This window comes from Citrobacter sp. On2M (genome assembly GCF_018035235.1).
Taxonomy (GTDB): Bacteria; Pseudomonadota; Gammaproteobacteria; order Enterobacterales; family Enterobacteriaceae; genus Citrobacter; species Citrobacter meridianamericanus.
Map to the genome: position 1 here is coordinate 678,737 of NZ_WPCV01000004.1, position 24,333 is coordinate 703,069.

Sequence of the window (24,333 nt, forward strand, 5' to 3'; positions counted from 1 at the left end):
TTTTCGGACCAATCTGCCCAAGGGCTCACTCAATTAAGGTAATGATTATGTCTAATAAAATGACTGGTTTAGTAAAATGGTTCAATCCTGAAAAAGGTTTTGGGTTTATCACCCCTAAAGATGGCAGTAAAGATGTGTTTGTACACTTCTCTGCTATCCAGAGCAATGATTTCAAAACTCTGAATGAGAATCAGGAAGTTGAATTTAGTGTTGAACAGGGACCCAAAGGCCCCACAGCAGTTAATGTTGTGGCTGTATAAGGTAACTGTTATTACCAATAATATTCACTTCAGATGCCCGTGTTGTCACGGATCTCAGTACAGAACGTCAAACTTTGATGTTACTGAAAAAAATCCTTTCGGAGCGAAATGTATTTTTTGCAAATCAACAATGATAACATTTGATAATGTGGCACTATACATTCGTTCTGGTCAGTCTTCATCAGATTATAGAAAATAAATTTCAGGCTCCTTATGGAGCCTTTTTTGTATGCTTAACCGTTCATTTATATAAGAACCGTCACGGTAAAATTATGAAAAAAGTAATTGTTTTTTTTAACTCACAACCGGCAGTCGTTGTATCTGTAATGAAAGGTATTACGACGATAATGCGTGAGTTTCCCAATGGAGAAAAAGCGCATCTATCCGTAATGTCTGCGGGCTTTCCATCTCTGACTGGAGACCATAAAATAGTTTATGTGGCTTCAGATCGTGATGTCAGTTCCGAAGAGATTCTCGAGGCCGCATCGAAGCTTTTGAAATGAGAACTGGTTGTTTCGTGACCGACCCAGATTTTAGTCAGTGGTTTGTGGGGTTACGAGCTCTTTTGCATGAAGATTATACTGCAACCTCTTGATAATTCAGGATTTCCATTCTATCTTTTAAATATGTCAGCGCTTTTACCTGTGCTCCACGGGGAAAGTAACGCGCCTGGCGTTGATGCGTTAGAGATCAAGAGAGGTAAATAATGAACGTCGAAGATTTAAAAAGAAAAACTGAAGCGGATATTTCTGAATTCATCACAAAAAAAATTATTGAACTCAAAAAAAAGACAGGAAAAGAAGTCTCTGATATCCAGTTTACTGCTCGTGAAAAAATGACTGGGCTTGAAAGTTACGATATTAAAATTACATTAATCTAATTGTTATAAGAATCAGTTCAGGTGAAAAAGCATTATCTTGAAAGATAATGCTTTTTTATTTCTGTCATAAAACATAAAACTTTGCTAAAACCTTCACTTTTTACCTGGACTGACGCCTCCAGGTAGACGATGCTGCCTAGGCTTGATTTTAAAGTGTTTGTTAAACCTGTGGCAATTCAGACCAACATCGATTATTACTTTTGGGCCAAATTTGGGGCGCTGAAATGACTCATATTTCCCGCAATGGTCCAAAATAATATTTTATTAAGCTATTGATTTTAATATAATTTATCAGTAAAGAACTTACAAAATTACTTTTTTAGTCTAGCGCTGAGCATGATCCGTGGGGATAACCATTTAATAAAACGGGAAAGGGATGTTCATACGGCGATAAAAAACCGGAATCGCTTACGCTCATCCGGCTTCAGTTCAGCATCTGCGGGTTGTTGATTACTTCAGTTCATCAACCATGATGATGGCACGACCAATGTAATTGGCTGGCGTCATGGCTTTCAGGCGCGTTTTCTCTTCTTCCGGCAGTGCCAGACTGTCGATAAACTGCTTCATACCTTCGGCGTCAACGCGTTTTCCACGGGTCAGTTCTTTCAGCTTCTCGTACGGTTTTTCAATGCCATAGCGACGCATCACGGTCTGAATCGGCTCTGCGAGAACTTCCCAGTTATGATCCAGTTCGTCCAGCAAATGATCGCGGTTCACTTCCAGTTTGCTCACACCTTTCAAGGTGGACTGATAGGCGATCAGCGCATAGCCAATACCTACGCCCAGATTACGCAGAACGGTTGAATCCGTCAGATCGCGCTGCCAACGCGAAACCGGCAGTTTGCTCGCCAGATGTTGCAGAACCGCGTTAGACAGACCCAGGTTACCCTCAGAGTTTTCGAAATCGATAGGGTTCACTTTGTGTGGCATGGTCGAAGAACCGATTTCTCCCGCGACAGTTTTCTGCTTGAAGTGACCCAACGCAATGTAACCCCAGACGTCGCGATCGAAATCGATCAGAATGGTATTAAAGCGGGCGATGCAATCAAACAGCTCAGCGATGTAATCGTGCGGCTCGATCTGTGTGGTGTAAGGATTCCACTGGATCCCAAGCGAGGTGACGAACTCTTCGCTAAACTGATGCCAGTCAACTTCCGGGTAAGCGGCGATGTGGGCGTTATAGTTACCCACAGCACCGTTGATTTTACCAAGGATTTCAACCTGGTTGAGTTGGCGGTACTGACGCTCCATGCGATACGCCACGTTTGCCATTTCTTTGCCCATCGTTGATGGGGTGGCCGGTTGCCCGTGAGTACGAGAGAGCAGGGGAATATCGCGATATTCAACAGAAAGTGCTGTGATGCCATCAATCAGTTGACGCCAGTACGGCAGGACTACTTCGTCGCGTGCGGTTTTCAGCATCAGCGCGTGAGACAAGTTGTTGATGTCTTCTGAGGTGCATGCGAAGTGGATAAACTCGGAAACGGCGTGCAGTTCCGGGATATCCGCAACTTTTTCTTTGAGGAAATACTCAACTGCCTTCACGTCATGGTTGGTCGTACGCTCGATGGTTTTGATACGCGCAGCATCTTCTTCATCGAAGTTAGCGACGATCGCATCAAGGTAACCGATTGCGTCGGCAGCAAAAGCAGGAACTTCCTTGATCGCTGCGTGCGCGGCCAGTTTTTGCAGCCAGCGTACTTCAACCTGTACACGGAATTTCAGCAAACCGTATTCGCTGAAAATCCCGCGCAGCGCGCTGACTTTATCGCCGTAGCGTCCATCGACAGGGGAAACGGCGGTCAGTGAGGATAATTCCATAGATCACAACTCCGGGGTTAAATGAGCAAGAATTTGTTTTGCCTGAGTCGTCAGGCGATTACGAGAAAACATGAGTTGCAGACGGCCTCCACCCACCTGATGCCAGAGTACGGCCGCGCGAATGCCAGCCAGCAGCGAAGCGCGAACTTTGGCCTGAACCTGTGGGCTCTGAAGGATGGCCGGGGAGCCAGTGACCTGAATACGCGGGCCGAGTGGACTGATAACGTCAACATAAATGCCTGCCATCGCACTCAGTAGCGTTTCTGACTGCAAATCAAAATGGTCCAGCTGGCGCTGCAAGCCGTTAATACGGTCTCCCAGCGTGTCCATGGCGCCTTTAGCGGCTGAAAGTTTACGCTCCAGCACCATCAGGCTTAATGTATAGCGAGTAAGTTCCGCGTTCAGTCCCTGACGACTGCTGGCGTTGAGCACGCCGAGCAGTGTTTCCAGGCCGAGACGAAGGTTGGCTTCGCTGCCGCCAAACACGCCCAGCGTAGAGCTGGGATTCATGTCAATGACGCTGTTCAGTGAAACGTGTAATGCATCGGCATCACAATGCCCCTGGTGCGCCAGTTCTTGCACCAGGCGTGCCGACTGACAAATGCCTGCCAGGGCGAGGGTGATGTCATAATAATTCTTTGCCACGTTCACTGCTTCCTTGTATCAAATGTGTAGGTAATTATACCGACAGAGGCAATCGTTGTTCGATAATGCCGCCGCCGAGGCACACTTCGCCATTGTAAAAGACTGCCGACTGACCCGGCGTTACCGCCGCGACGGGTTCATCGAAAATGACTTCAATACGCTCGGCATCCAGTGCCTTAACGGTGCACGGAATGTCGGTCTGACGATAACGGGTTTTCACCGTGCAGCGCATTGTGCCAGTGAACGGTTCGCGATCGACCCAATGTAACTGTTGCGCCACCAGGCCAACGGACATCAGGCGCGGGTGTTCATGACCCTGAGCAACAACCAGAATGTTGTTCTCAACGTCTTTATCCACCACATACCACGGATCTTCCGTGCCTTCTTTCGTCCCGCCAATGCCCAGACCTTTACGCTGACCCAGGGTGTGGTACATCAGCCCCTGATGCTGGCCAATCTCTTCGCCATCAACGGTGATGATTTTACCGGGTTGAGCCGGCAGGTAGCGACCGAGAAATTCTCGGAACTTACGTTCGCCAATGAAGCAGATACCGGTGGAGTCTTTTTTCTTGGCCGTAATCAGACCGAGATCTTCAGCAATTTTACGCACCTGCGGTTTTTCCAGTTCGCCCACCGGGAACAGGCTTTGCGCGATTTGCTCATGGCCGAGCGTGTAGAGGAAATAGCTCTGGTCTTTATTGCCATCGAGCCCACGCAGCAGACGGCTTTTACCGTCGACATCCGCGCGACGCACGTAGTGACCGGTGGCGATGTAATCGGCACCTAAATCTTCAGCGGCAAATTCGAGGAAGGCTTTAAACTTAATCTCTTTATTACACAGAATATCCGGGTTTGGCGTACGGCCCGCTTTGTACTCTTCAAGGAACAATTCAAAGACGTTGTCCCAATATTCTGCGGCAAAGTTGACGGTATGCAGCTCAATGCCGAGTTTGTCACAGACAGCCTGTGCATCTGCAAGATCGGCAGCCGCTGTGCAATATTCCTCGCCATCGTCCTCTTCCCAGTTCTTCATGAACAGGCCTTCTACCTGATAACCCTGTTGTTGCAACAGCCAGGCAGAAACGGAGGAATCGACACCGCCGGACATGCCGACGATCACTTTTTTTGGGCTTTCAGACATAGGAATACTCACGACATTGAACTTCAAGGCGGCATATTCTAGCACGCAGCCCCTTACTTGACACCCTCTGTAAACGGCCAGTTAAATTCACCGATCATCGCCAGCGGGTAGCGTTGTCCGCTCTGATAGCAGCGAATGCTCTCCGCAACTAACGGAGAGCGCAGGTTTGGCGCGCAGATAACCTCTTCTGCACTGACCCAGCGACAGCAGTCGATATCGCTGTCATGAGGTTCAGTAGCGCACATATTGGCAAGCTCGATAGAAAACAGAAAACGCAAAAAGGGCGTTTTGTCCGGCGCAATCCATTGATGCATTCGAATGAAATGTTGTGGCTGCGCGTGGATACCTGTTTCTTCCCATAGCTCGCGAGCGGCGGCCTGCACTAACGTCTCATCCGCTTCCAGATGTCCGGCTGGTTGATTCCATAAGGCTTTGCCATTGATTGTTTCCTCAACGACTAAAAACTTATCTTCTGCATGCACGATGCAGGCGACCGTAACGTGCGGTTTGAACATACCTGTTCCTTATTCAGTTAGTTGCATCTCGCCATTCACCATTGGCGAGATTATCCAGTGTGTAATCCCCCATGGCATAGCGAATGAGGCGCAGCGTCGGGAATCCAACATGGGCTGTCATGCGGCGTACCTGACGGTTGCGGCCTTCATATAAGGTGACTTTCAGCCAGGTGGTAGGGATATTTTTCCGCTCCCTGATAGGCGGGTTTCTCGGCCACAGCCATGCAGGTTCTTCTGTTACTTCAATACCTGCGGGCAGCGTGGGACCGTCATTGAGCGTTACCCCGTTACGCAGCGCATTAAGCGCTTCTACCGTCGGCTCGCCTTCGACCTGGACGTAATAAATTTTCCCGGTACGCTTACCGGGCTGCGTTAACCGGGCCTGCAGCGCACCATCATTGGTCAGCACCAAAAGCCCTTCACTGTCCCGATCGAGTCGACCCGCAGCATAGATCCCCGACACGGGAATAAAATCTTTTAACGTTCTTCTGCCAGCCTCGTCAGTAAATTGCGGCAAAACATCGTAGGGTTTATTGAACAAAACCACGCGTTTTGGCTGGTTTTCTTTACGCTGTCTGGTGACTTGTCGTGAGCTGAATCGCTCAACCCGGTGATTTCTAAAAGAAGTTTTTTGCATGGTATTTTCAGATTATATCAATTGCCGCATTATAGCCTAAGAACGAGTGTCTTTCATGGCGGCGAACATTAGGGTAGTATTGACATGCTCATTACAAAACATTAACAAAAAATTGCTCTAACGCATTCGTGCAGCAGGACGCAAACGCACATGCAGCGCGATGACAGACGAGCAGAACCAGAAGCGCTCGAAGGAGAGGTGAATGGAAAGCAAAGTAGTTGTTCCGGCGGAAGGTAAGAAGATCACCCTGCAAAACGGCAAACTCAACGTTCCTGAAAATCCGATTATCCCGTTCATTGAAGGCGACGGTATCGGCGTTGATGTAACCCCACCGATGATCAAAGTTGTCGATGCTGCTGTCGAGAAAGCCTATAAAGGCGAGCGTAAAATCTCCTGGATGGAAATCTACACCGGCGAGAAATCCACCCAGGTTTATGGCCAGGACGTCTGGCTTCCTGCTGAAACCCTTGATCTGATTCGTGAATATCGTGTTGCCATCAAAGGCCCACTGACTACTCCAGTTGGCGGCGGTATTCGCTCTCTGAACGTTGCCCTGCGTCAGGAACTTGACCTGTATGTCTGCCTGCGTCCGGTGCGTTATTACCAGGGTACGCCTAGCCCGGTTAAACACCCAGAACTGACCGACATGGTCATCTTCCGTGAGAACTCTGAAGATATCTACGCGGGTATCGAGTGGAAAGCGGACTCTGCCGACGCTGAGAAAGTGATTAAATTCCTGCGCGAAGAAATGGGCGTGAAGAAAATCCGCTTCCCTGAGCATTGCGGTATCGGTATCAAACCATGCTCTGAAGAAGGAACTAAACGTCTGGTTCGTGCAGCAATCGAATATGCCATCGCTAACGATCGTGATTCTGTTACTTTAGTACATAAAGGTAACATCATGAAGTTCACCGAAGGCGCGTTCAAAGACTGGGGTTATCAGTTGGCGCGTGAAGAATTCGGTGGTGAGCTGATTGACGGCGGTCCTTGGGTCAAAATCAAGAACCCGAAAACCGGCAAAGAGATCGTGGTTAAGGACGTTATTGCCGATGCGTTCCTGCAACAGATCCTGCTGCGTCCGGCTGAATATGACGTGATTGCCTGTATGAACCTGAACGGCGACTACATCTCCGATGCGCTGGCAGCACAGGTTGGTGGTATTGGTATCGCTCCGGGCGCGAACATCGGTGACGAATGCGCGCTGTTCGAAGCAACTCACGGTACTGCACCGAAGTATGCCGGTCAGGATAAAGTGAACCCGGGTTCTATCATTCTGTCCGCTGAAATGATGCTGCGCCACATGGGTTGGACCGAAGCGGCTGACCTGATAGTTAAAGGTATGGAAGGCGCGATTAACGCCAAGACCGTAACCTATGACTTCGAACGTCTGATGGACGGTGCTAAGCTGCTGAAATGTTCAGAGTTTGGCGACGCGATCATCGAAAACATGTAATCCACATTATGGGTTGTATGATAACGGGAGCCAGGTGGTTCCCGTTTTTTATGCCTGCAACATTGTTTCCCCAAAACTCTCTCCAAAACGTTTTCCCAAAAACCAGGCATGCTCACCTCTTTTTTACTTCGACAACTATCCAATCCTTACCTCTGTCGTCGTTATATTTGTCTGTCATTTTTCTTGATTTATGTCCCAATAATTTCTGTGTATCAATTCTTTGTTCCCTATTAATTCTTACTGAAAGCGATCGTTGCTCATGAAAGGTTGGGGCGGTTCCTGCTTCCCATTCAATGCCGTATTTGCCTCTGAAGTGGTCAACTTAAACTGGCTACAGCTTTAGGTTTTTTCCAGTATCAGTTTTTGGGATAACCCACTGATTCCGTTGCGAACTGCCGTTTATTGCACAACTGCTTTACCCATCGGTCATGGTAGAAAGACCCACATCCATACCACTGCCCGCAGCTGCAACGGTGTCGTTCTGATTAAGAACCAATTGAGCGGGTTCGCGTCGAGATAGAGACTCGATTAGCCCTGATGGTCTGCTAAATTGACTACTTTTACCTTATTTCGCCCAGACCTTTTAGCATCATAGAGTTTGGAGTCTGCCACTTTCAATAAATCATCAAAGGTAACAAGCTTCCCTTCTCTGGGATGGTAGGTTACTGCACCAATACTGATTGTGACCGGTCTTCTGAGCGAGCTCAGTTTCTCAATGCTTTTCCTTAATCTTTCGCAAGCCAAAAAACAGCCTTTTTCATCCGTTTCAGGGAAAAGCATGATAAATTCCTCACCACCAAATCGTGCGACTTTATCTTGGCTTCGCAGGGTATGGCTAAGTTCTTTGGCGATATTCTTAAGTGCATAGTCACCTTCCTGGTGGCCATAGGAATCATTATATGATTTAAAAAAATCGATATCGGCAATGGCAAGTGACACAGGTACGGGATGTCGCGCCATTCTGGTCATTTCATTCTCAAACCAGAGCATAAACTTTCGGCGATTTGCAATCTCCGTCAGACTGTCCTCAGTGGCCATTCGCTCCAGCATAGTATTGATTTTGTGTAACTCCTCCTTTTGCTTTTTGAGCTCAATTTCCATCTTTTTACGCTCATTAATACTTTGTATTTGAGCAATATAATATTTGACTTCACCATTATCTTCGCGTACCAAAGAAACACTCAGAAGTATCCAGATATAATTCCCGGTCGCTGTCAGATATCTCTTTTCTAGTTGGTAGAATGGAATTTCTCCTCGAGAAAGTGCATCTAATTGTTTTAAATCAGTGCTTAAATCATCGGGGTGGGTTATATTTTGAAAGTTAATGGAAAGCAGATGTTCTTCAGTATATCCCAGCATACGGGTCAGTGAATTGTTAACTTTTTTCCATTGGCCAGAAGAAGCGACAAGAGCCATCCCGATAGTTGAGTTCTTAAAAATAGCTTCGAGTATGTCATTGTTTTTTTGTAGTGCTGAAATAACAATTTCATTTTCACTGATTAATAAATTTATCTCGATTAACGAACCAATACCCTCGGCCATTAAACTAATAAATTCATAGTCATCCTCAGAGAATTCTATGGTTCTTATCTGAGTGGAGGAGAAATTGATTGTGCCCCATAATTTTTCTCTCACCCATATTGGCGCTGAGATATAACTTTCCAGCCTCATACCAATGTAGACTGGATGGGAATTAAAGTCAGGATGTGTTCCTGCATGTTCAACGCTTATTATTCTTTTTTCTCTGACCACTTGCTGACAATAAGTGTTTTTCAGATCAAAAACCATACCAGCTGAAATGTCTCCTCTTGTTGGAGAAACCGCAAGTAGAGAGTAACGCTCACCCTCTATCTGACTAATAATACCAAGAGACAGGTCAAAGGCTTTCAATCCTTCATTCAGAATGGCCAGGTATTTATCTTCAGGGGAAGCATGTCTCCTGGCCAACGCCTCATAAAGAAAGTGAATTCGGTTGATATTAATGTTGTTTTCTTTCATTTTTAACATCGCATTATCTTTTCGTCTTTTTACGCATCAAGATGGTTGCTATTCGGCCTTGATTAGTTTGTCACATTGTACCGTAGCAACAGCAGTCGGTATTCGAATAACTATCTTGCTCATTGCCCCTTGCTGCTTAAAAATTTATCAAAAAATCGAATGGTGATACTCTTTTTATAACAGGTATCTACGATCTTGACTAAGATTTTAGAAGGGTAGCTATTCGCTGCTTCTCATCTGGGCTTATCATCGTGAGGTCGCACTATGTGTACAAAAAGGGTAGTTATTTGCCTGTCATTAGTTTCTATGCTGTTCACATCCACTACCTGGGCTATCAATAAAGATTATCGGCATAAACTTGAGCAGTCTGGTTGTACTCAGGTCTCTGAGGCGCAAGGTTGTGATATCAACAAATCTAAAGCTGAAAATGCAAAAGCTGGTTTTGTTAATGAGAGCAGCGATACCACAGCATCAGCAACCAGTCCTTATGCAGGTAAGTGGTTAGCTTTGAGTGATAGCGGTGATACGGTTGCGAACATCAGTATTGATAAAAATGATAAAGTCATCGTCAATGGAAAGAGCGTACATGCCACAAAAACAGATGGTGGGCTGCAGTTCAAGCAGGGGATGGTGATTTATACCCTCCAGGGAGACCGTCGCGTGAAAGGCGAGGATGTCTGGCGGGATACGGATGCCGGAACGCAGGGGAAAATCTTCAAAAAGTAAGAATATTTTAGGAACAACAGCTACCAGGAAGCCGTAAAGTTAATAGCCTAATATATCAATTAGTTAGAATTGAAAAATTGCGCGCTACTCTCAGGTTATTTTGTTTACGTCTTCCTGAAGGCGGTTGTATGGTATTTAGCAATTGTAAGGCAAGTAGTTTTCGTTTATCTAATCCAACGTAGTTCGTAGTATATTGAGCGTATTCTTTGTTATCAGGTGTTCTGTATGTCCTATTCCATCGGTGAATTTGCGCGGCTTTGTGGAATAACCGCCACAACGCTGCGTGCCTGGCAACGTCGTTATGGACTTCTCAAACCACAGCGTACGGATGGTGGGCACCGGTTGTATAGCGATGACGATATCCGGCAGGCGCTTAAAATTCTCGATTGGGTGAAAAAAGGCGTACCAATTAGTCAGGTAAAACCGTTGCTGGCCCGCCCTGGCGCCCGGCGAACGAATAACTGGCTCGCCCTGCAAGAGAGTATGCTGCAGCGCCTGAATGAAGGGAAAATTGAATCCCTGCGCCAGCTTATTTATGATGCGGGCCGCGAGTATCCTCGTCCTGAATTGGTGAGTGAGGTGTTGCGACCCCTGCGAAGTCAGGTCTCGGCCAACGTGCCGGCTATCATGACACTGCGTGAAATCCTTGATGGTATTATCATTTCTTACACCTCATTTTGTCTGGAAGGGGATAAGCGTGCGCCGGGCGATAACTACCTGATTACCGGCTGGCATCTTACCGACCCCTGCGAAATCTGGCTTGAAGCGCTTTGTCGTACCGGACAGGGACTGCGCATTGATGTGCTTCCCGTGCCGCCCGCGACGCTTGCGCCTGAGATTTTTCCCGAGCGAAAATGGCTGCTGGTTACGTCTGGTAAGCTCACTGCGGCGCGTAAAAAACAGATAGAGCTCTGGCAGCAACAGGTCAACTCCCTCGAAGTGATCCCGCTTTAATCCTCTGTCACGACCTTTCCTGTGTGTCGATCAGCCACTGCTTTAGTAGCTTCTGAATGATTTATCTAAAAATAATTATTTCTAATTTATTGAATTAAATAGATTTATAAATATTTTTTAGCAAAAACTTGGACAAATTTAAGTGTTTGTGTAAGTTTTAATTATGCCACTACGTCATGTGGTTCACTTAAGGGTAAGAGCTATGCGCGCACAGCCATCCGTTATCGACAGGTTTGTGGATTACTACGCCAGTTTGGATCGCCAGCCTGTCCCCGCGCTTGCCGGGTTGTACGACGTGCATGCGGTACTTGTCGATCCGTTCGGGGAACATAACGGGCTGTTTGCCATCCAGCGCTATTTCTCGCACCTCCTGGCGAATGTAAACGCCTGCCGTTTTGCTATAGATCCGCCGCTTTGTGAGAGCGGGCGGTTTGCCGTGACCTGGACCATGTACTGGTCGCATCCGCGGATTTCTGGTGGAGAAATACGATCTTTGCCGGGATGTTCAATGGTAGAGACGCATGGTGAGAAGATTTTTCGCCAGCGTGATTATTACGATGCCGGTGAGATGCTCTATGAGCATCTGCCACTGTTGGGCTGGGCCGTTCGCGGTGTGAAAAGGAGGGTGCGCGCATGATGACTGTCCTCATTACTGGCGCAAGCTCCGGGATTGGGGCCGGGCTGGCAAAGTCATGGGCCGATGACGGCTGTCACGTGATTGCCTGTGGTCGCAACCCTGAACGGCTGGAACAATTGCGCCAATCCCATGCCAACATTACAGTACGCCTGTTCGATATGACAGACAGGGACGCCTGTCGCCAGGCGCTGGCGGACTGCAAACCCGAACTGGTTATTCTCTGCGCCGGAACCTGCGAATATCTCGACCACGGCTGGATAGATGCCGAGAAGGTTGAACGGGTGATGGCGACGAATTATCTGGGCCCCATCAACTGCCTGGAAGCGCTTCAGACGCAGTTAACCTCCGGTAGCCGCGTGGTGCTGGTCAGTTCGATGGCGCACTGGATGCCGTTTCCTCGGGCTGAAGCCTATGGCGCGTCTAAAGCGGCGCTAACCTGGTTTGCTAACAGTTTGCGTCTGGACTGGGAACCGAAAGGTGTCGCCTTGACTGTCGTTTCGCCAGGATTTGTCGATACCCCGCTTACCCGTAAAAACGATTTTCCTATGCCCGGTCAGGTAAGTGTAGAGCAGGCGGTGAAGGCGATTCGCCGTGGCCTGGTGAAAGGAAAAAATCATATTGCCTTCCCGACAGGCTTTGGCGTGCTGCTGCGTCTGTTGGCCGGGCTGCCTGAGTGTTTCCAGCGCATGTTGCTGCGCAGGATGGTACGTTCATGAAAATTGCTATCATTGGCAGTGGTATTGCCGGACTAACCTGCGCCTGGCGTCTGGCCGGACACCATCAGGTATCGCTTTTTGAAGCGGCGTCGTCCCCTGGCGGCCATACTGCGACAGTGGATGTGGCGACTCCGCACGGGAGTTTCGCGATTGATAGCGGCTTTATCGTCTATAACGACCGAACCTATCCGCGTTTTATGGGCTTGCTGAGCGAACTCGGCATTCAGGGGCAAAAAACGCAGATGAGCTTCTCGGTGCATAATCCGCAAAGCGGTATGGAGTATAGCGGTCATACGCTGACTTCATTGTTTGCCCAACGTCGAAATCTGGTCAACCCCGCATATTGGGGAATGCTGAAAGAGATTGTCCGTTTTAATCGTCTGGCGAAACAGGCATTAAATGAGACCGATGTGAACGCGACGCTTCAGACCTTCCTCGACCAACACCACTTCAGCGTGTTCTTTGCGCGGCATTATATTTTGCCGATGGGCGCGGCCATATGGTCATCTTCACTTCAGGAGATGCGCCGTTTTCCACTGGCGCTGTTCTTACGGTTCTTTGAGCACCATGGCTTGTTGGATATCTGGCATCGACCGCAATGGTATGTGGTGCCGGGCGGATCGCGCGAATACATTCGTGTCATGCTGGCGAAGCTGGGCGATCGTCTGAAATTGCACCTCAATTCACCTGTTCAGCAGGTTATTCGCTACGACAGCGGCGTCAAAATACAATTGGCAGGATCAATACAGACATTTGATCAGGTGATCTTCGCCTGCCATTCCTCGCAGGCTCTGGCTTTACTTGAGGATGCGACCCCAGCAGAACGCGACGTGCTGGGCGCAATTGGCTGGCAACGTAACGAGGTTGTGTTGCACAGCGATCGCCGCTGGTTACCGGTACGCGAACGCGCGTGGGCAAGCTGGAATTACCGCCTGAGTGAGCAAGAGAGGGCCAGCGCTTGCGTCACCTATAACATGAATATTCTCCAGGGATTACCTGAAGGAAGCCCGCTATTTTGCGTGACCCTCAATCCGGACATCCCCATCGACGACCGCTTCGTCTGGCGACGCTTTGTTTACGAGCATCCGTTGTTTAACCCTGAAAGCTGGCGGGCGCAGGCGCGTCGCGCTGAGATCAACGGTCAGCATCGGAGCTGGTTCTGCGGTGCTTACTGGTACAACGGTTTTCACGAAGATGGCGTACGCAGTGCGCTGGATGTGGTACACGGCATTGCCGCAGGAGAGGGGCGCTAAGATGAACAGCTGCCTGTACCACGGCGTATTACGCCACCGACGCCTTCAGCCGGCCACGCACCAGTTTACTTATCAGGTGTTTATGGCTTGGCTCGATCTGGACGAGCTCGCTCAGCTTCCGGGCGTGGGCGTGAAACGTAATCGCTTCGCTGCAACTGCTTTTCATGATGTGGATTACCCGCTGGGAACCCCGTTAAAAGAGAACGTGCTGAATCAGCTTGCCAGCCTGACGGGCGATCGTCCTGAAGGTCGCGTGATGCTCCTGACGCAGTTGCGCTATTTCGGTTTTCATTTTAATCCGGTCAATTTTTACTACTGCTATGACCGCGCGCAGATCCTGCGCTGGGTGCTGGCGGAGGTCCGCAATACGCCGTGGAATGAGCGTCATTACTATGCCGTAGATGCGCAGGAAAAGCGGCCACTGGAAAAAGCGTTCCATGTATCGCCGTTTAATCCGATGGATATGGTCTATCACTGGCGATTTAACTCGCCGGGTAAAACGCTGCATATGCATATCGAAAACCATCAGGCAGAGAAAATTTTTGATGCCACCCTGATGCTCAAACGCGAGCCGTTGACGCCGGCAAGTTTACGCACGTTGCTGCGACGACTGCCGATAATGACGCTGAAAACGGTGTCAGCGATTTACTGGCAGGCGCTACGACTGTGGCTCAAGCGAGTCCCTCTCTACAATCATCCCGTGAGCAGGAGTGAACGATCATGACCGATCCCACCTTTGCGATTGAACCCGATATTCCGCGCAACCTGCGTGTTGCGCGTTGGTTCCTTTTTCGTATGCTGAGCGGCCTTCGTCAGGGTTCAGTCACGGTGCGGGAAGGGGCCCAGGTCTTTCATTTTGGTGATGTTTCGGCTGAATTACGCGCCGACGTACATATTGTTTCGCCCACAGTGTATTGGCGGGTGTTGACGGGGGGAAGTCTTGCAGCGGCAGAGTCCTGGATGGATGGAGAGTGGGAAACGCAGCAGCTCACGCCGTTATTGCAAATATTTGCGCTCAACAGCACCCTGCTGGGGCGACTGGAAAGTGGATTCCGCCTGCTTGGCCGACCCGTTGAGCGTTTACGTCATTGGACGCGCCGCAACCATCGGCAACAGGCAAAAGAAAACATTGCCGCGCATTACGATCTCGGCAATGCCTTTTACGCGCACTTTCTGGATGAGGATTTACTCTATTCCAGCGCCTTGTTCACCTGCCCCGAGCAGTCGTTAGCGCAGGCTCAGCAGGCCAAAATGGCGCGACTTTGCGATCAGCTGGCGCTGACCGCGAATGATCATCTGTTGGAAATTGGGACCGGCTGGGGAGCGATGGCGGAATACGCCGCGCGTCATTACGGATGCCGGGTGACCACCACGACCCTGTCGCAGGAGCAGTTTGCCTGGGCGAAAGCGCGCATTGCCCGCGCTGGTTTACAGGAGAGAGTCACCGTATTGCTCTGCGACTACCGCGACCTGACCGGGGAATTCGACAAACTGGTATCAGTTGAAATGATCGAAGCGGTGGGGCAGCGCTATCTGCCGACGTTTTTCCGTACGTGTCAGGCACGCCTGCGCCCTGGGGGCAAAATGGCGCTTCAGGCGATTACCATTCAGGATCAGCGCTATCGCGATTACAGTAAAAGTGTCGATTTTATTCAGCGCTATATCTTTCCGGGAGGTTTTTTACCCAGCATCACCGCGATGAGCGGCCTGATGACAAAACATACTGACTTTGTGGTTCGCAACCTGTTCGATATGGGGCCCGACTACGCCCGGACTCTTGCGCACTGGCGGCAAGGATTTGTTCACGGCTGGCATGAAATTGAAAAGCTGGGCTTTGATGAGCGTTTTCGCCGTATGTGGTTGTACTACTTCGGTTACTGCGAAGCCGGATTTAACGCCCGCACAATCAGTGTGGTGCAACTGACGGCGGAGCGTCCATGAAGCGCCATTTACAGGTCTTTCTCTTGGCTGTCGGGTTCGATCTGTACTGGTTCATGGTGGTGTTATTTCGTGAGCGCGGTCTGGTGTTATGGCTTGGTCTGGCTATTCTGGCCTGCTTCATGTTGCCTGCGGCGCAACGACTGTGCGCGTTAATGCTGACAGCTGCGGGCGGTGGTTTGGATGCGTTGTGGGCGCTGACCGGGTTGATTGATTTTCACGGCGAAGCATTGTTGCCGTTATGGATGCTTGCGCTCTGGCTCATGTTCGCCGTCATGTGGACGCACCTCACCTGTTCGACCTCCTTGCCAGGATGGATGCTGGTAATCATGGCCACCGGTGGTGGACCGATCGCTTATCTGATAGGAGAGCGTTTGGGAGCCATTACTTTTCTGGAGCCGACATTTATTGTGGTCGGTTTAATGGCGACGGGCTGGCTGGTGTTGATGCTGTTTTTTCATATTTTTATGGGGAGACACCAATGAAACTTGCCTTACTGATACTGCTGGGAGTAATGGCGATTGCGCCGTTTGCAGGTGCCACAGACTGGTTAAGCTGGCGGAAAGTCGGTGATGCGACGCTCACCTGGGGGCCATTCACGATCTATAACTCACAATTACGCACTCCGGATGGGCGCTATCGTGGGTTGAAAGAGGATCAGGCACTGATTATCACCTATCAGCGCAATATTGAACGGCAAGAACTGGTGGATGCCACCCGTGATCAGTGGCGAGCGCAGGGTATTTTGGCACGGGAAGCGCAGAGTGAGTCCTGGCTTCGCATGTTGGGTGAGCTATGGCCAGACGTTGCGCCGGGTACACAACTGGTTTTTGTCTTCCAGGATAAGCAGGGGCAATTTTGGTATCGCTTGTCAGTGGCACAAAGGCATTTCATCCCGCTTGGCCCACCACAGTCGGCGGCGTTCAGCGAAAACTTTCTCGCTGTCTGGCTGGGTTCCCGTACGCAATATCCTGAGCTGCGGCAGCAGCTCACTGGAGGTAATAAATGAAACGTTTATTAGCCCTAAGCTTACCGCTGATGATGCAACTTTCTGGTTGTAGCGCCGAAATTACTGAGTATCGCCAGCAGCAGCCGACGCTGGATATCTTTCAGTATTTTCAGGGAGAAACGCAAGCATGGGGGATGGTTCAGGATCGCAGCGGTAAACAGCTTCGTCGTTTCCATGTCGATATTAACGGCGATGTGGTGGGGGACACATTGACCCTCAATGAACGCTTTGTGTACGACGATGGAGAGAAGCAGCAGCGTGTATGGCATATCCGTAAAGTCAGCGCCGATCGTTACGAAGGTACCGCTGGCGATATTGAAGGCGTGGCGAAGGGGCAAGCAGCGGGCAACGCGTTCAACTGGCATTACAGTATGAATGTGAAAGCCAGCGGCAGAACCTGGTTGCTGAATTTTGATGACTGGATGTACCTGCAGGATGCTAACCATTTGTTTAATAAAACGGAGATGAAGAAATTTGGTCTCACCGTCGGCACGGTGACGCTCTTCTTCTCCCGTAAAACGCAATAGCGAGGAAGACGCCATGAAAATGCAACCCATCGTTGGGATCAGCGGCTGTTTAACGGGGGCTGCCGTTCGCTTTGACGGCGGGCATAAGTGGGCAGAATTTGTGATGGAGAGGCTGGCCCACTGGGTGACTTTCCGGCCAATTTGCCCGGAGATGGCGATGGGCTTGCCTGTCCCCCGACCGGCGCTGCGGCTGGTACAGACGACCGGGGATATCCGTATGCGTTTTAGCCATGCCCCTCACGAAGACGTAACCGACAAAATGGACGACTTTTGCGAGATGTATCTGGCTGGGCTGGAAACATTGTCTGGTTTTATTGTCTGTGCCAAATCCCCCAGCTGTGGCATGGAACGCGTGCGTTTATATGATGAAAAAGGGAATCGTGGGCGTAAAGACGGGGTAGGGCTCTTTACTGCTGCGCTGATGGAGAAATATCCGTGGCTGCCGGTTGAGGAGGATGGACGGCTGCACGATCCGGTTCTGCGTGAAAACTTCGTCGAACGTGTTTTCGCGTTACATGAGCTCAATACGCTGCGCCAAAATGGTCTGACGCGGCGGACGCTACTGGAATTTCATAGCCGTTATAAACTGCAATTGTTGGCCCACCATCAGGCCGGATACCGGGAAATTGGTCCATTTGTCGCATCACTGCATGAGTGGGACGATCTGGACGCGTTTTTTGCGGTCTACCGCGACAAATTAATGGCAATCCTGAAGAAACCGGCCTCGCGTAAAAACCACACTAACGTGCTGATGCACATTCAAGGGTACTTCCGTAATCAGTTAACGATGCGCCAACGCGGTGAGTTACGCGAGGTTATCCTTAATTATCGCGCCGGGCTACTGCCCATATTGGCCCCGATGACGCTGTTGAAACATTATCTGGCGGAATACCCGGACGGCTACCTGCTGACGCAAAATTACTTTGATCCTTACCCGCAAGATTTAACATTGCGACTGTAAGATCTTTACCATCGAGGTTTGCAATTAACGGTAGCGTGTTGAACGTGCCTGCAATGAAATTGTTTCCCTGTCTTATTATCCACTCGTTAGCAGGGAGTCATCAAGGCTTGTTGTGGGCTCGTTATGAGCGATTTAGCTAATAAAAGGCAAAACGAGAGTAAAGCCTCCAACATAAAGTGCTGACCAGCTCGCCGCAGATATCAGACTGACTACATATACTTTCACTGGATGAAGCCGCAACATTCCAGCCACTAGTGGCACAATATAACGGAGTACGGCAATAAAGCGTGAAGTAAAAAGTATCGGTACTGAACTGTTTTGCAACCGGCGTCGAACCCGTACTACTGTATCGGCATGATGGGACATTATGCGTGCAAGCCAGGCCAGGTGTCCCATCATCATTCCAAGATGATAATTAACAATTGTCCCGCACCATGCTCCAATCATTACAGCAATTCCCGCTTCCCATGGTGAAAGCGTCGCCTTGCCGACAGAAATTACAGCAACCAACATAACAGATGCTGGCGGCAATACAGCAGAAATGAGGAACGTAGATTTTGCGAATGCTATTCCAAAAAGAAGGCCCCACAGGCTGAAAGGATGAAGCGCGAATTGGTTCATCAACGCGTTTACCCACTCCATCAGTAATTCTCCAGTTAAGGTCACTTTACAATTTAACCCTGATACGACTCAATCAGGCCTCAACACAGATGAATTACTGACTGTTGCATGAAATCCCGGTGGTGACAGCTATTTGCACATAGCAGCAGAATACAGTCGAGCGGGATAGAGTAAAGGAAGATGAATCGAACGCACTTAATCTGAAACCAGCCACATATCAGCCTCTTCAAACATTTCCTGAACAGTACGACTTATCTGTTCTTTCTCATGTTTGCTCGCGTCAGTGTTGATGGCTGGCAGGGTCATCATCGGTTTAACCCGGACCTCAGCATCGGGGAAGATTCGGTGAACTCTTTTTGTTAATTCGTCCAGAATGATATCTTTTGCACGGGGCAGTCCATCAAAATTCCTTTTGTCATAAACGAGTTCCACAAACATTGCTCATTGTCTCTTTGCTGGATGAATATACAGTATTTATACTGCGTTTTTATGCGGATTTCAATAGAAGGCGTAATCGATGCCACAACATAACGATGTTGAAATCGCCAGGCACGATTCGAAACGGCAAGAACTGAATGGGCCTCTTAGGCAATCCATGCCTGAATATCCCCTCTATCTCACTACAGCATGATTCTTTGTAGGTGCAGGGTTTTCATAAGCCGCTTAAGCGAAAACCGGACGGATGACCGTTGCAAAGGTTCAGTCAATGCTTACAGCACCGGCGTGTATGCCAATGATGAATCGCATTACGGCGCCTTGCTGGAAATGGGATAAGCCTGGAAAATGGGGGAATTTGCCGGAAACCAGGGAACGCTGAACGAATGGTACATACAGTCAGACTGGCGTTTGTCAGTCTGACTATTTGCCAAAATTTAATAAATAACCGTTATAATGACAGCTTGTATGCTTTCATGTCTGCAATGCGGAATGAAGTAATTTCCCGTTATTTTAAGTGCTTAGACTCCGGCATCATTCTCACAAGTGTATTATCCTTCTGTATATAGTGATGGAATAATGCTGCCCCAGCATGGGCTGCAATCAGGAAGTAGCCGATATTGGCAAGTGTTTCGTGAATGTCCTTAACAACTGACTTTATCTCTCCGTTACTGTCAACGAAAGGAGGAATATTTAATCCCAAAAAAGTCCAACTCTTACCACCGAAAGCCATCGTTAAGATCCCTAACAATGGTAGTGCCAGAAAAGAAACATAGAGCAGGATATGCATCAATTTGGCAGACGCCAGTTGCCATGCTGGTGGGGGAGGTATGATGGCCGGGTCACTATATTTATGCTTAATAATTAAACGCACTATCATTAAAAACCAAACAAATACGCCGGCATTGTAATGGGTCTCTTTCATCAACAGGTAAGCATTGCCGCCTTTGGGAAACCAGCCACGGAGCTCCATAGCTGCATAGGTTATTGCTATTAACATCAATGTTAGCCAGTGTAAGTGGATCTGAAGCTTTGAGAACCTGGACATTATTTTTTCCTCAAACGATATGTCGCTGCTACCGTATCGCAGAAAGCTTAACAAATCCTTATTATCAATAGGAGATTAGGATTTAGTTATTTTCAACCTGATACCAGGTGTAATGTATTGACGTGTTACCTGGGCCTCATGGGCCTCCTGGACCTACAGTTCAGGTTTTGATGGCGCTGCGTTCTGTTAACAAAATCAAAAGTCAAGTTTTTTGGTGAGAAATGGATGAGATTCATCCCCCAAAAAGCGTCAGATGTTTGGTTGAGCTGTGAACAATCCAGCGATTATCGTGAGATAAATCTCAGTTCCTGTTCTTTAAAGCCTATATCCTTAGCAGTGTGATGGTTATTTGTGTTTTCCTGTACAGTAATTGGATAACGGTATGGCAGATATAACATTCGCTATGGAGTGTGATTCACGTCACGAGGTGGTCTCAGGAAATAAAGAAAAGTTGGATGTGCAAAGCAATGTGAAATACACAAACCGCAACCAACTTGCGATTGCAGCAGTCCTGTTTTTAGGCGGTATCGCTGGAGTTATTGCTTTGGTATTGTATCTAATGGTGCAGGAAGGGGTGTTTTTGTATTAATTGTTTAGCTATTTTAATGTGATTACTGAGTCACGAATGGATGCTGAAACAAGCTGCTTCTTCCGTACTTATAAATGGAATTACATCGTACGGAATAGCAGTTTGGGACGAAAGATTGAAGATTTTACCGTCATAATTGCTGCTTACAAAAGAAAATGACTTTAATATGAATTCAAAGTCAGCTGGAAGTGTTGTAGGTTGCGTATTTATTTCGTTATAAAATCGTTTACAGCTCCCATTTAAATCTAAACCAGAAAATATTATTCTTTCAAACTTTAAGCTAATGGCTATTTGTAATGCGCTAAATGCGACCGTTGCACTACCAAAATGGCCATAGGTGACATCAGTTGAAAATGCGATCGTTTTCACTTTTCTGAAGGCTGAACACTTAATTTTAAGGTTTTTATTAGCAAAGGATTTTATTTTATAACGAATTTTTCGGCCAATGCCTCCTCTGGATTTGCAAATGTCCTTTAAAAGAAAACATGTGCTGAGTAAGTTCTCTTTCTCGGTCATGTCAGCTCTTTTAACAACATCCTCACTAATAAAAGTATGTTGGGCATAGGTACAATATTTATAAAATAATTCTTTATTATTTTCATAAAATGAACCGTCACAAACAACATAGATAAATACAGGGATATTGTTGTTAACCAAATAACCTGCGCTACCATTTACGCAAATGCAGTTTTTACTACGTATTATATCAAGGGGCGTATCTAATGATGACGGTCCAGACAAGTAAATAATACAATCATCGGAAATCCTTTCACCGATTATTCTATAAAGTACTTCGTGCGTGATGAGCATGATGGTTACCGTTGATGTTATTTTCGAAATAATAACATTGCGTATCTGGATAAAATAAAAGAGATGTTACGTTTTGTTTTTTAAATCTAGATGATTGGTTTTATGAATGTATATTTATTATTGTAATGATAAATGTTTTTTTTGAGGGTGAGGGCATGTAGATCAGGAAGATATGATGATATTGGGTTTTATTTTTCGGTTTTTAAAATCTAAATATTCATAGAGCGAATGAATTTGATTCCGGATTTCTTACTTCGTGAGAATATTGCAGTCGGACTCGTTACTTTTAGTTACAAAAAGCAGGCGTTATTTTAATGATACTCTTATAAAGAATAGGCTGTTGTAACATCGTTGTTTGACAGTGATTATTATGTAACATATCCCTGACGGGCTATCATTGACAGCCCGTCAGGAAGAGGAAATAACATTAGAACTGATAGTTTAAGGATACCCAATAGTTGCGACCTGGGTTTACGTATCCGGTGGTTGATTGCGCCGTCTGATAGTAATCCCCCGCGTAGGTGCTACTACGGCCCACCTGGTAAAGTTTAACCTCGCTAAAGTCTTTATCCAGCACGTTATTGATTGCCGTATTCAGCGTCAGATCTTTGGTCAGTTTGTAAGACATTCCCATGTCCAGGACGGTCCAGGCTTTTAAATTAGCACCTTTATCGTCATAGACGGCTTTTTGTACTGCGCTGAGATTGTCGTAATTTTCCGTGAAGCGTGGGGCTTTACCGCGATACCGTGCGCTCAGCCAGGCGTTCATATCTTCCGTTGCCTGCCAGTTCAGACGGGCGTTAGCCATATGCTTTGGCGTGTAGCTTAACGGCGCGCCTTTATTGTCACCGTCTTTTTGCTTACTCTGGGTGTAGGTGTAATTGAGGGATAGGGTCAGTACATCCGACCAAAGAGGGAAGGTGCTGGCAAATTCAATGCCATCGGTTCTCGCCTTACCGCTGTTGGTATAGCTATTGGTATTGTCATCGATAGAATACGAGACAATTTTATTTTTATATTCGGTATAGAAACCGGTTATGTTGGCGTTCAGCCCGGCGTCGTTCTCATAATACAGCCCGGTTTCGTAGCTGATACTTTCCTCCGGTTTGAGGTCCGGGTTACCGACCGTATTCACCGTTCCTTGTGCGGTTACGCCGCTGATCCCGTTATGTAACTGGCTCAGTGATGGCGCTTTATAACCGGTCGTTACGCCGCCTTTGAGCGTCCATTCCTCAGATACGTCCCAGACCATATACGCACGCGGGCTGAGATGACCACCGAAGACATCGTTATGTTCATAGCGCGTCCCTGCGGTTAAGGCCAGCGAGTCGAGAATATGCCATTCATCTTCGGCATAGGCTGCCCATGTTTTTTGATGGAACGTCTCGCCGGTATTAGCCAGCACCACACCATCTTTCATCCGCGCATCCCAGTATTCTCCGCCGAGGGTTAACAGATGCGAATCACCTAGTGGCGTCAGCAGTACGGAGTCCAGAATGACGTTGGTGTTTTTAAGCTCACGCGCATCACCGGCCCGGCCGGCGTTTTCTGGCGTGAGTGCGGAGGAGACCAGTTGTCGGCCCTTGTTCTCGGTTTCGTTCCAGCCAAGGGAGGATTTCCAGGTACCAAATGTTAAGGCGGTATCGTGACCGAGGGTCACTTTGTTACGCTCATAGCGCAGCGTTTTATCATAACCTCCCGTCAGGTTACCCAACTGACCATCATCGTTGTCATAACGCTGTCTGGCGGCGTCGAGATCCAGCCACAGCGTATTGCTTTCATTGGCTTTCCAGTCGAGTCGCGTGCCGATATTGTAGTTTTCCGACTCGGTTGGATAAGGTATGCGGGTGGAAGAGGTATCGCTCAACGAAGTGATACTCGAACCCTGACGTTGGGTGGTGCTTCCTCGCACCTGCATATCCAGTACGCCTGCGATTAATGGGCCGCTTGACCAGAAGTTGGCGACCGTGCTGTTACCCCACTTATTACTCTCCTGCAGATTAACGCCGGTATTGATGGAAGTGCTCCATTTGTCGGTGCTTTTTTTGGTGATGATATTGACTACGCCACCGATTGCGTCAGAGCCATAAAGTGTCGACATCGGGCCGCGAATTACCTCAATATGGTCGATCGCCGCCAGTGGAGGCATAAAACTGGTATTCATGGCAGAGAAGCCGTTTGGCGTCACGTCGCTACTGCCATTCTGACGAATACCGTCAATCAGAAGCAGGGTATAGCTGGCGGGCATGCCACGAATGCTGATCTCCAGACCACCGGTTTTACCGGTGCTACTTTCAACATCGACCCCTTCAACAGAACGCAGGGCTTCACCTAAATCATTATATTTATTGGTTTGTAATTCTTGCTGTGAAATTACAGAGACGCTGGCGGCGGCATTGGTGATTTTCTTTTCGTAACCGGACGCGGTTACCACCATGACATCTTCGGCGAAAACAAAGGGGCTGGAAAATCCTAAACAGGACAGAACGACAGAGGCAACAGGTTTTAAACGCATAGTCAAACTTCCTTTGTTAAAAATCAAAGGCAGTAAGATAAGTGATCGAAATGATAATACAAATAATTATCATTACAAATTTACATAACTTGTCATTTCTGGTGATTTTCTTGAATAAATATACATAAATTGTCATGAGTTTTAGATAAAGGAAAATCGGGGTGGCCAATAATCCTTATTGATAACTATTAGTCTGTGATTAATATGGCATTGAATACATGGCTAAGGTTTACTCAATTTTCTG

General features: G+C 48.0%; 28 protein-coding genes and 1 pseudogene. 17 read left to right on the forward strand and 12 right to left on the reverse strand.

Annotated features, from left to right (window positions below; translation table 11 throughout):
• Positions 1 to 47: 47 nt before the first annotated feature.
• The 4 genes from cspG to On2M_RS13575 all read left to right on the forward strand — a co-directional run bounded on the left by cspG (position 48) and on the right by On2M_RS13575 (position 1,140).
• On the forward strand, positions 48 to 260 hold the full coding sequence (gene cspG / locus On2M_RS13560; protein ID WP_000066494.1) for a cold shock protein CspG: 213 nt from the start codon (positions 48 to 50) through the stop codon (positions 258 to 260).
• Between the two features lie 10 nt (positions 261 to 270).
• Positions 271 to 459 (forward strand): cold-shock protein, encoded by a 189-nt coding sequence (locus On2M_RS13565; RefSeq protein WP_151220020.1) that lies wholly within the window; start codon positions 271 to 273, stop codon positions 457 to 459.
• A gap of 73 nt (positions 460 to 532) precedes the next feature.
• A complete protein-coding gene (locus On2M_RS13570) occupies positions 533 to 763 on the forward strand; it encodes a hypothetical protein (protein ID WP_151220003.1) in 231 nt (76 codons plus the stop codon).
• Positions 764 to 966: 203 nt separating this feature from the next.
• Entirely contained in the window at positions 967 to 1,140 is a 174-nt protein-coding gene (locus On2M_RS13575; protein ID WP_003841960.1) for an addiction module toxin, GnsA/GnsB family, read from the forward strand.
• Between the two features lie 450 nt (positions 1,141 to 1,590).
• On the opposite strand, the gene purB is transcribed toward On2M_RS13575, so the two are convergent.
• From purB to rluE, 5 genes are read right to left on the reverse strand one after another with little or no spacing between them, the layout of a single operon-like run.
• Positions 1,591 to 2,961, reverse strand: coding sequence for an adenylosuccinate lyase (gene purB / locus On2M_RS13580; RefSeq protein WP_210904972.1), 1,371 nt, complete (start codon positions 2,959 to 2,961; stop codon positions 1,591 to 1,593).
• A 3-nt stretch (positions 2,962 to 2,964) separates the two neighbouring features.
• The gene (gene hflD, locus On2M_RS13585; RefSeq protein ID WP_151225271.1) at positions 2,965 to 3,606 is read right to left on the reverse strand and encodes a high frequency lysogenization protein HflD; all 642 of its coding nucleotides are present in this window, start codon (positions 3,604 to 3,606) and stop codon (positions 2,965 to 2,967) included.
• A gap of 34 nt (positions 3,607 to 3,640) precedes the next feature.
• Complete coding sequence (gene mnmA / locus On2M_RS13590) at positions 3,641 to 4,747, reverse strand: tRNA 2-thiouridine(34) synthase MnmA (protein ID WP_151225273.1); 1,107 nt, start codon at positions 4,745 to 4,747, stop codon at positions 3,641 to 3,643.
• 53 nt (positions 4,748 to 4,800) lie between these two features.
• A complete protein-coding gene (locus On2M_RS13595; protein WP_210904973.1) occupies positions 4,801 to 5,262 on the reverse strand; it encodes an NUDIX hydrolase in 462 nt (153 codons plus the stop codon).
• Positions 5,263 to 5,275: 13 nt separating this feature from the next.
• Positions 5,276 to 5,899, reverse strand: coding sequence for a 23S rRNA pseudouridine(2457) synthase RluE (rluE, locus tag On2M_RS13600; protein WP_210904974.1), 624 nt, complete (start codon positions 5,897 to 5,899; stop codon positions 5,276 to 5,278).
• Between the two features lie 202 nt (positions 5,900 to 6,101).
• Between rluE and icd the strand changes: the two genes are divergently transcribed.
• Positions 6,102 to 7,352 carry an NADP-dependent isocitrate dehydrogenase gene (gene icd / locus On2M_RS13605; protein WP_003841892.1) on the forward strand — a complete coding sequence of 417 codons (1,251 nt, stop codon included), beginning with the start codon at positions 6,102 to 6,104 and terminating at the stop codon, positions 7,350 to 7,352.
• 112 nt (positions 7,353 to 7,464) lie between these two features.
• Here the strand turns inward: icd and On2M_RS13610 are convergent.
• Positions 7,465 to 7,650: pseudogene (locus On2M_RS13610) on the reverse strand (integrase); the annotation flags it as partial.
• 230 nt (positions 7,651 to 7,880) lie between these two features.
• A complete protein-coding gene (locus On2M_RS13615) occupies positions 7,881 to 9,359 on the reverse strand; it encodes a diguanylate cyclase (RefSeq protein WP_247604991.1) in 1,479 nt (492 codons plus the stop codon).
• Between the two features lie 297 nt (positions 9,360 to 9,656).
• Here On2M_RS13615 and On2M_RS13620 point away from each other — a divergent pair, with 297 nt between their 5' ends.
• The 11 genes from On2M_RS13620 (at position 9,657) to On2M_RS13670 (ending at position 18,071) form a co-directional block, all read left to right on the forward strand.
• Entirely contained in the window at positions 9,657 to 10,076 is a 420-nt protein-coding gene (locus On2M_RS13620; protein ID WP_151218948.1) for a hypothetical protein, read from the forward strand.
• Between the two features lie 225 nt (positions 10,077 to 10,301).
• On the forward strand, positions 10,302 to 11,030 hold the full coding sequence (locus tag On2M_RS13625) for a MerR family transcriptional regulator (protein WP_151218949.1): 729 nt from the start codon (positions 10,302 to 10,304) through the stop codon (positions 11,028 to 11,030).
• A gap of 202 nt (positions 11,031 to 11,232) precedes the next feature.
• Positions 11,233 to 11,667 (forward strand): nuclear transport factor 2 family protein, encoded by a 435-nt coding sequence (locus tag On2M_RS13630; protein WP_151218950.1) that lies wholly within the window; start codon positions 11,233 to 11,235, stop codon positions 11,665 to 11,667.
• The gene (locus On2M_RS13635) at positions 11,664 to 12,383 is read left to right on the forward strand and encodes an SDR family NAD(P)-dependent oxidoreductase (RefSeq protein ID WP_210904975.1); all 720 of its coding nucleotides are present in this window, start codon (positions 11,664 to 11,666) and stop codon (positions 12,381 to 12,383) included. Before On2M_RS13630 ends, On2M_RS13635 begins: the two co-directional genes overlap by 4 nt.
• A complete protein-coding gene (locus On2M_RS13640; protein WP_210904976.1) occupies positions 12,380 to 13,636 on the forward strand; it encodes an FAD-dependent oxidoreductase in 1,257 nt (418 codons plus the stop codon). The genes On2M_RS13635 and On2M_RS13640 overlap by 4 nt, the downstream gene beginning before the upstream one ends.
• A 1-nt stretch (position 13,637) precedes the next feature.
• Positions 13,638 to 14,360, forward strand: a complete 723-nt coding sequence (locus On2M_RS13645) for a DUF1365 domain-containing protein (protein ID WP_210904977.1) — start codon at positions 13,638 to 13,640, stop codon at positions 14,358 to 14,360.
• Positions 14,357 to 15,577, forward strand: coding sequence for a cyclopropane-fatty-acyl-phospholipid synthase family protein (locus tag On2M_RS13650; RefSeq protein ID WP_151218954.1), 1,221 nt, complete (start codon positions 14,357 to 14,359; stop codon positions 15,575 to 15,577). The genes On2M_RS13645 and On2M_RS13650 overlap by 4 nt, the downstream gene beginning before the upstream one ends.
• Positions 15,574 to 16,059 carry a DUF2878 domain-containing protein gene (locus tag On2M_RS13655; RefSeq protein ID WP_187252571.1) on the forward strand — a complete coding sequence of 162 codons (486 nt, stop codon included), beginning with the start codon at positions 15,574 to 15,576 and terminating at the stop codon, positions 16,057 to 16,059. The genes On2M_RS13650 and On2M_RS13655 overlap by 4 nt, the downstream gene beginning before the upstream one ends.
• The gene (locus On2M_RS13660; RefSeq protein WP_151218956.1) at positions 16,056 to 16,583 is read left to right on the forward strand and encodes a hypothetical protein; all 528 of its coding nucleotides are present in this window, start codon (positions 16,056 to 16,058) and stop codon (positions 16,581 to 16,583) included. Before On2M_RS13655 ends, On2M_RS13660 begins: the two co-directional genes overlap by 4 nt.
• On the forward strand, positions 16,580 to 17,110 hold the full coding sequence (locus On2M_RS13665; protein WP_151218957.1) for a DUF3833 domain-containing protein: 531 nt from the start codon (positions 16,580 to 16,582) through the stop codon (positions 17,108 to 17,110). The genes On2M_RS13660 and On2M_RS13665 overlap by 4 nt, the downstream gene beginning before the upstream one ends.
• 13 nt (positions 17,111 to 17,123) lie before the next feature.
• Positions 17,124 to 18,071: a DUF523 and DUF1722 domain-containing protein gene (locus tag On2M_RS13670; RefSeq protein ID WP_210904978.1), complete on the forward strand. Its 948-nt coding sequence runs from the start codon at positions 17,124 to 17,126 to the stop codon at positions 18,069 to 18,071.
• Positions 18,072 to 18,203: 132 nt separating this feature from the next.
• On the opposite strand, the gene On2M_RS13675 is transcribed toward On2M_RS13670, so the two are convergent.
• The 3 genes from On2M_RS13675 to cybB form a co-directional block, all read right to left on the reverse strand.
• Entirely contained in the window at positions 18,204 to 18,713 is a 510-nt protein-coding gene (locus On2M_RS13675; protein WP_210904979.1) for a VTT domain-containing protein, read from the reverse strand.
• Positions 18,714 to 18,887: 174 nt separating this feature from the next.
• On the reverse strand, positions 18,888 to 19,130 hold the full coding sequence (locus On2M_RS13680) for a DinI family protein (RefSeq protein ID WP_151218960.1): 243 nt from the start codon (positions 19,128 to 19,130) through the stop codon (positions 18,888 to 18,890).
• A gap of 505 nt (positions 19,131 to 19,635) precedes the next feature.
• The gene (cybB, locus tag On2M_RS13685) at positions 19,636 to 20,175 is read right to left on the reverse strand and encodes a cytochrome b561 (RefSeq protein WP_151218961.1); all 540 of its coding nucleotides are present in this window, start codon (positions 20,173 to 20,175) and stop codon (positions 19,636 to 19,638) included.
• A gap of 382 nt (positions 20,176 to 20,557) precedes the next feature.
• Here cybB and On2M_RS13690 point away from each other — a divergent pair, with 382 nt between their 5' ends.
• The gene (locus tag On2M_RS13690; protein WP_210904980.1) at positions 20,558 to 20,764 is read left to right on the forward strand and encodes a hypothetical protein; all 207 of its coding nucleotides are present in this window, start codon (positions 20,558 to 20,560) and stop codon (positions 20,762 to 20,764) included.
• Between the two features lie 30 nt (positions 20,765 to 20,794).
• On the opposite strand, the gene waaZ is transcribed toward On2M_RS13690, so the two are convergent.
• Positions 20,795 to 21,574 carry a 3-deoxy-D-manno-oct-2-ulosonate III transferase WaaZ gene (gene waaZ / locus On2M_RS13695; RefSeq protein ID WP_210904981.1) on the reverse strand — a complete coding sequence of 260 codons (780 nt, stop codon included), beginning with the start codon at positions 21,572 to 21,574 and terminating at the stop codon, positions 20,795 to 20,797.
• A gap of 427 nt (positions 21,575 to 22,001) precedes the next feature.
• Positions 22,002 to 24,089, reverse strand: a complete 2,088-nt coding sequence (locus On2M_RS13700) for a TonB-dependent receptor (RefSeq protein ID WP_151218964.1) — start codon at positions 24,087 to 24,089, stop codon at positions 22,002 to 22,004.
• Positions 24,090 to 24,333 lie beyond the last annotated feature (244 nt).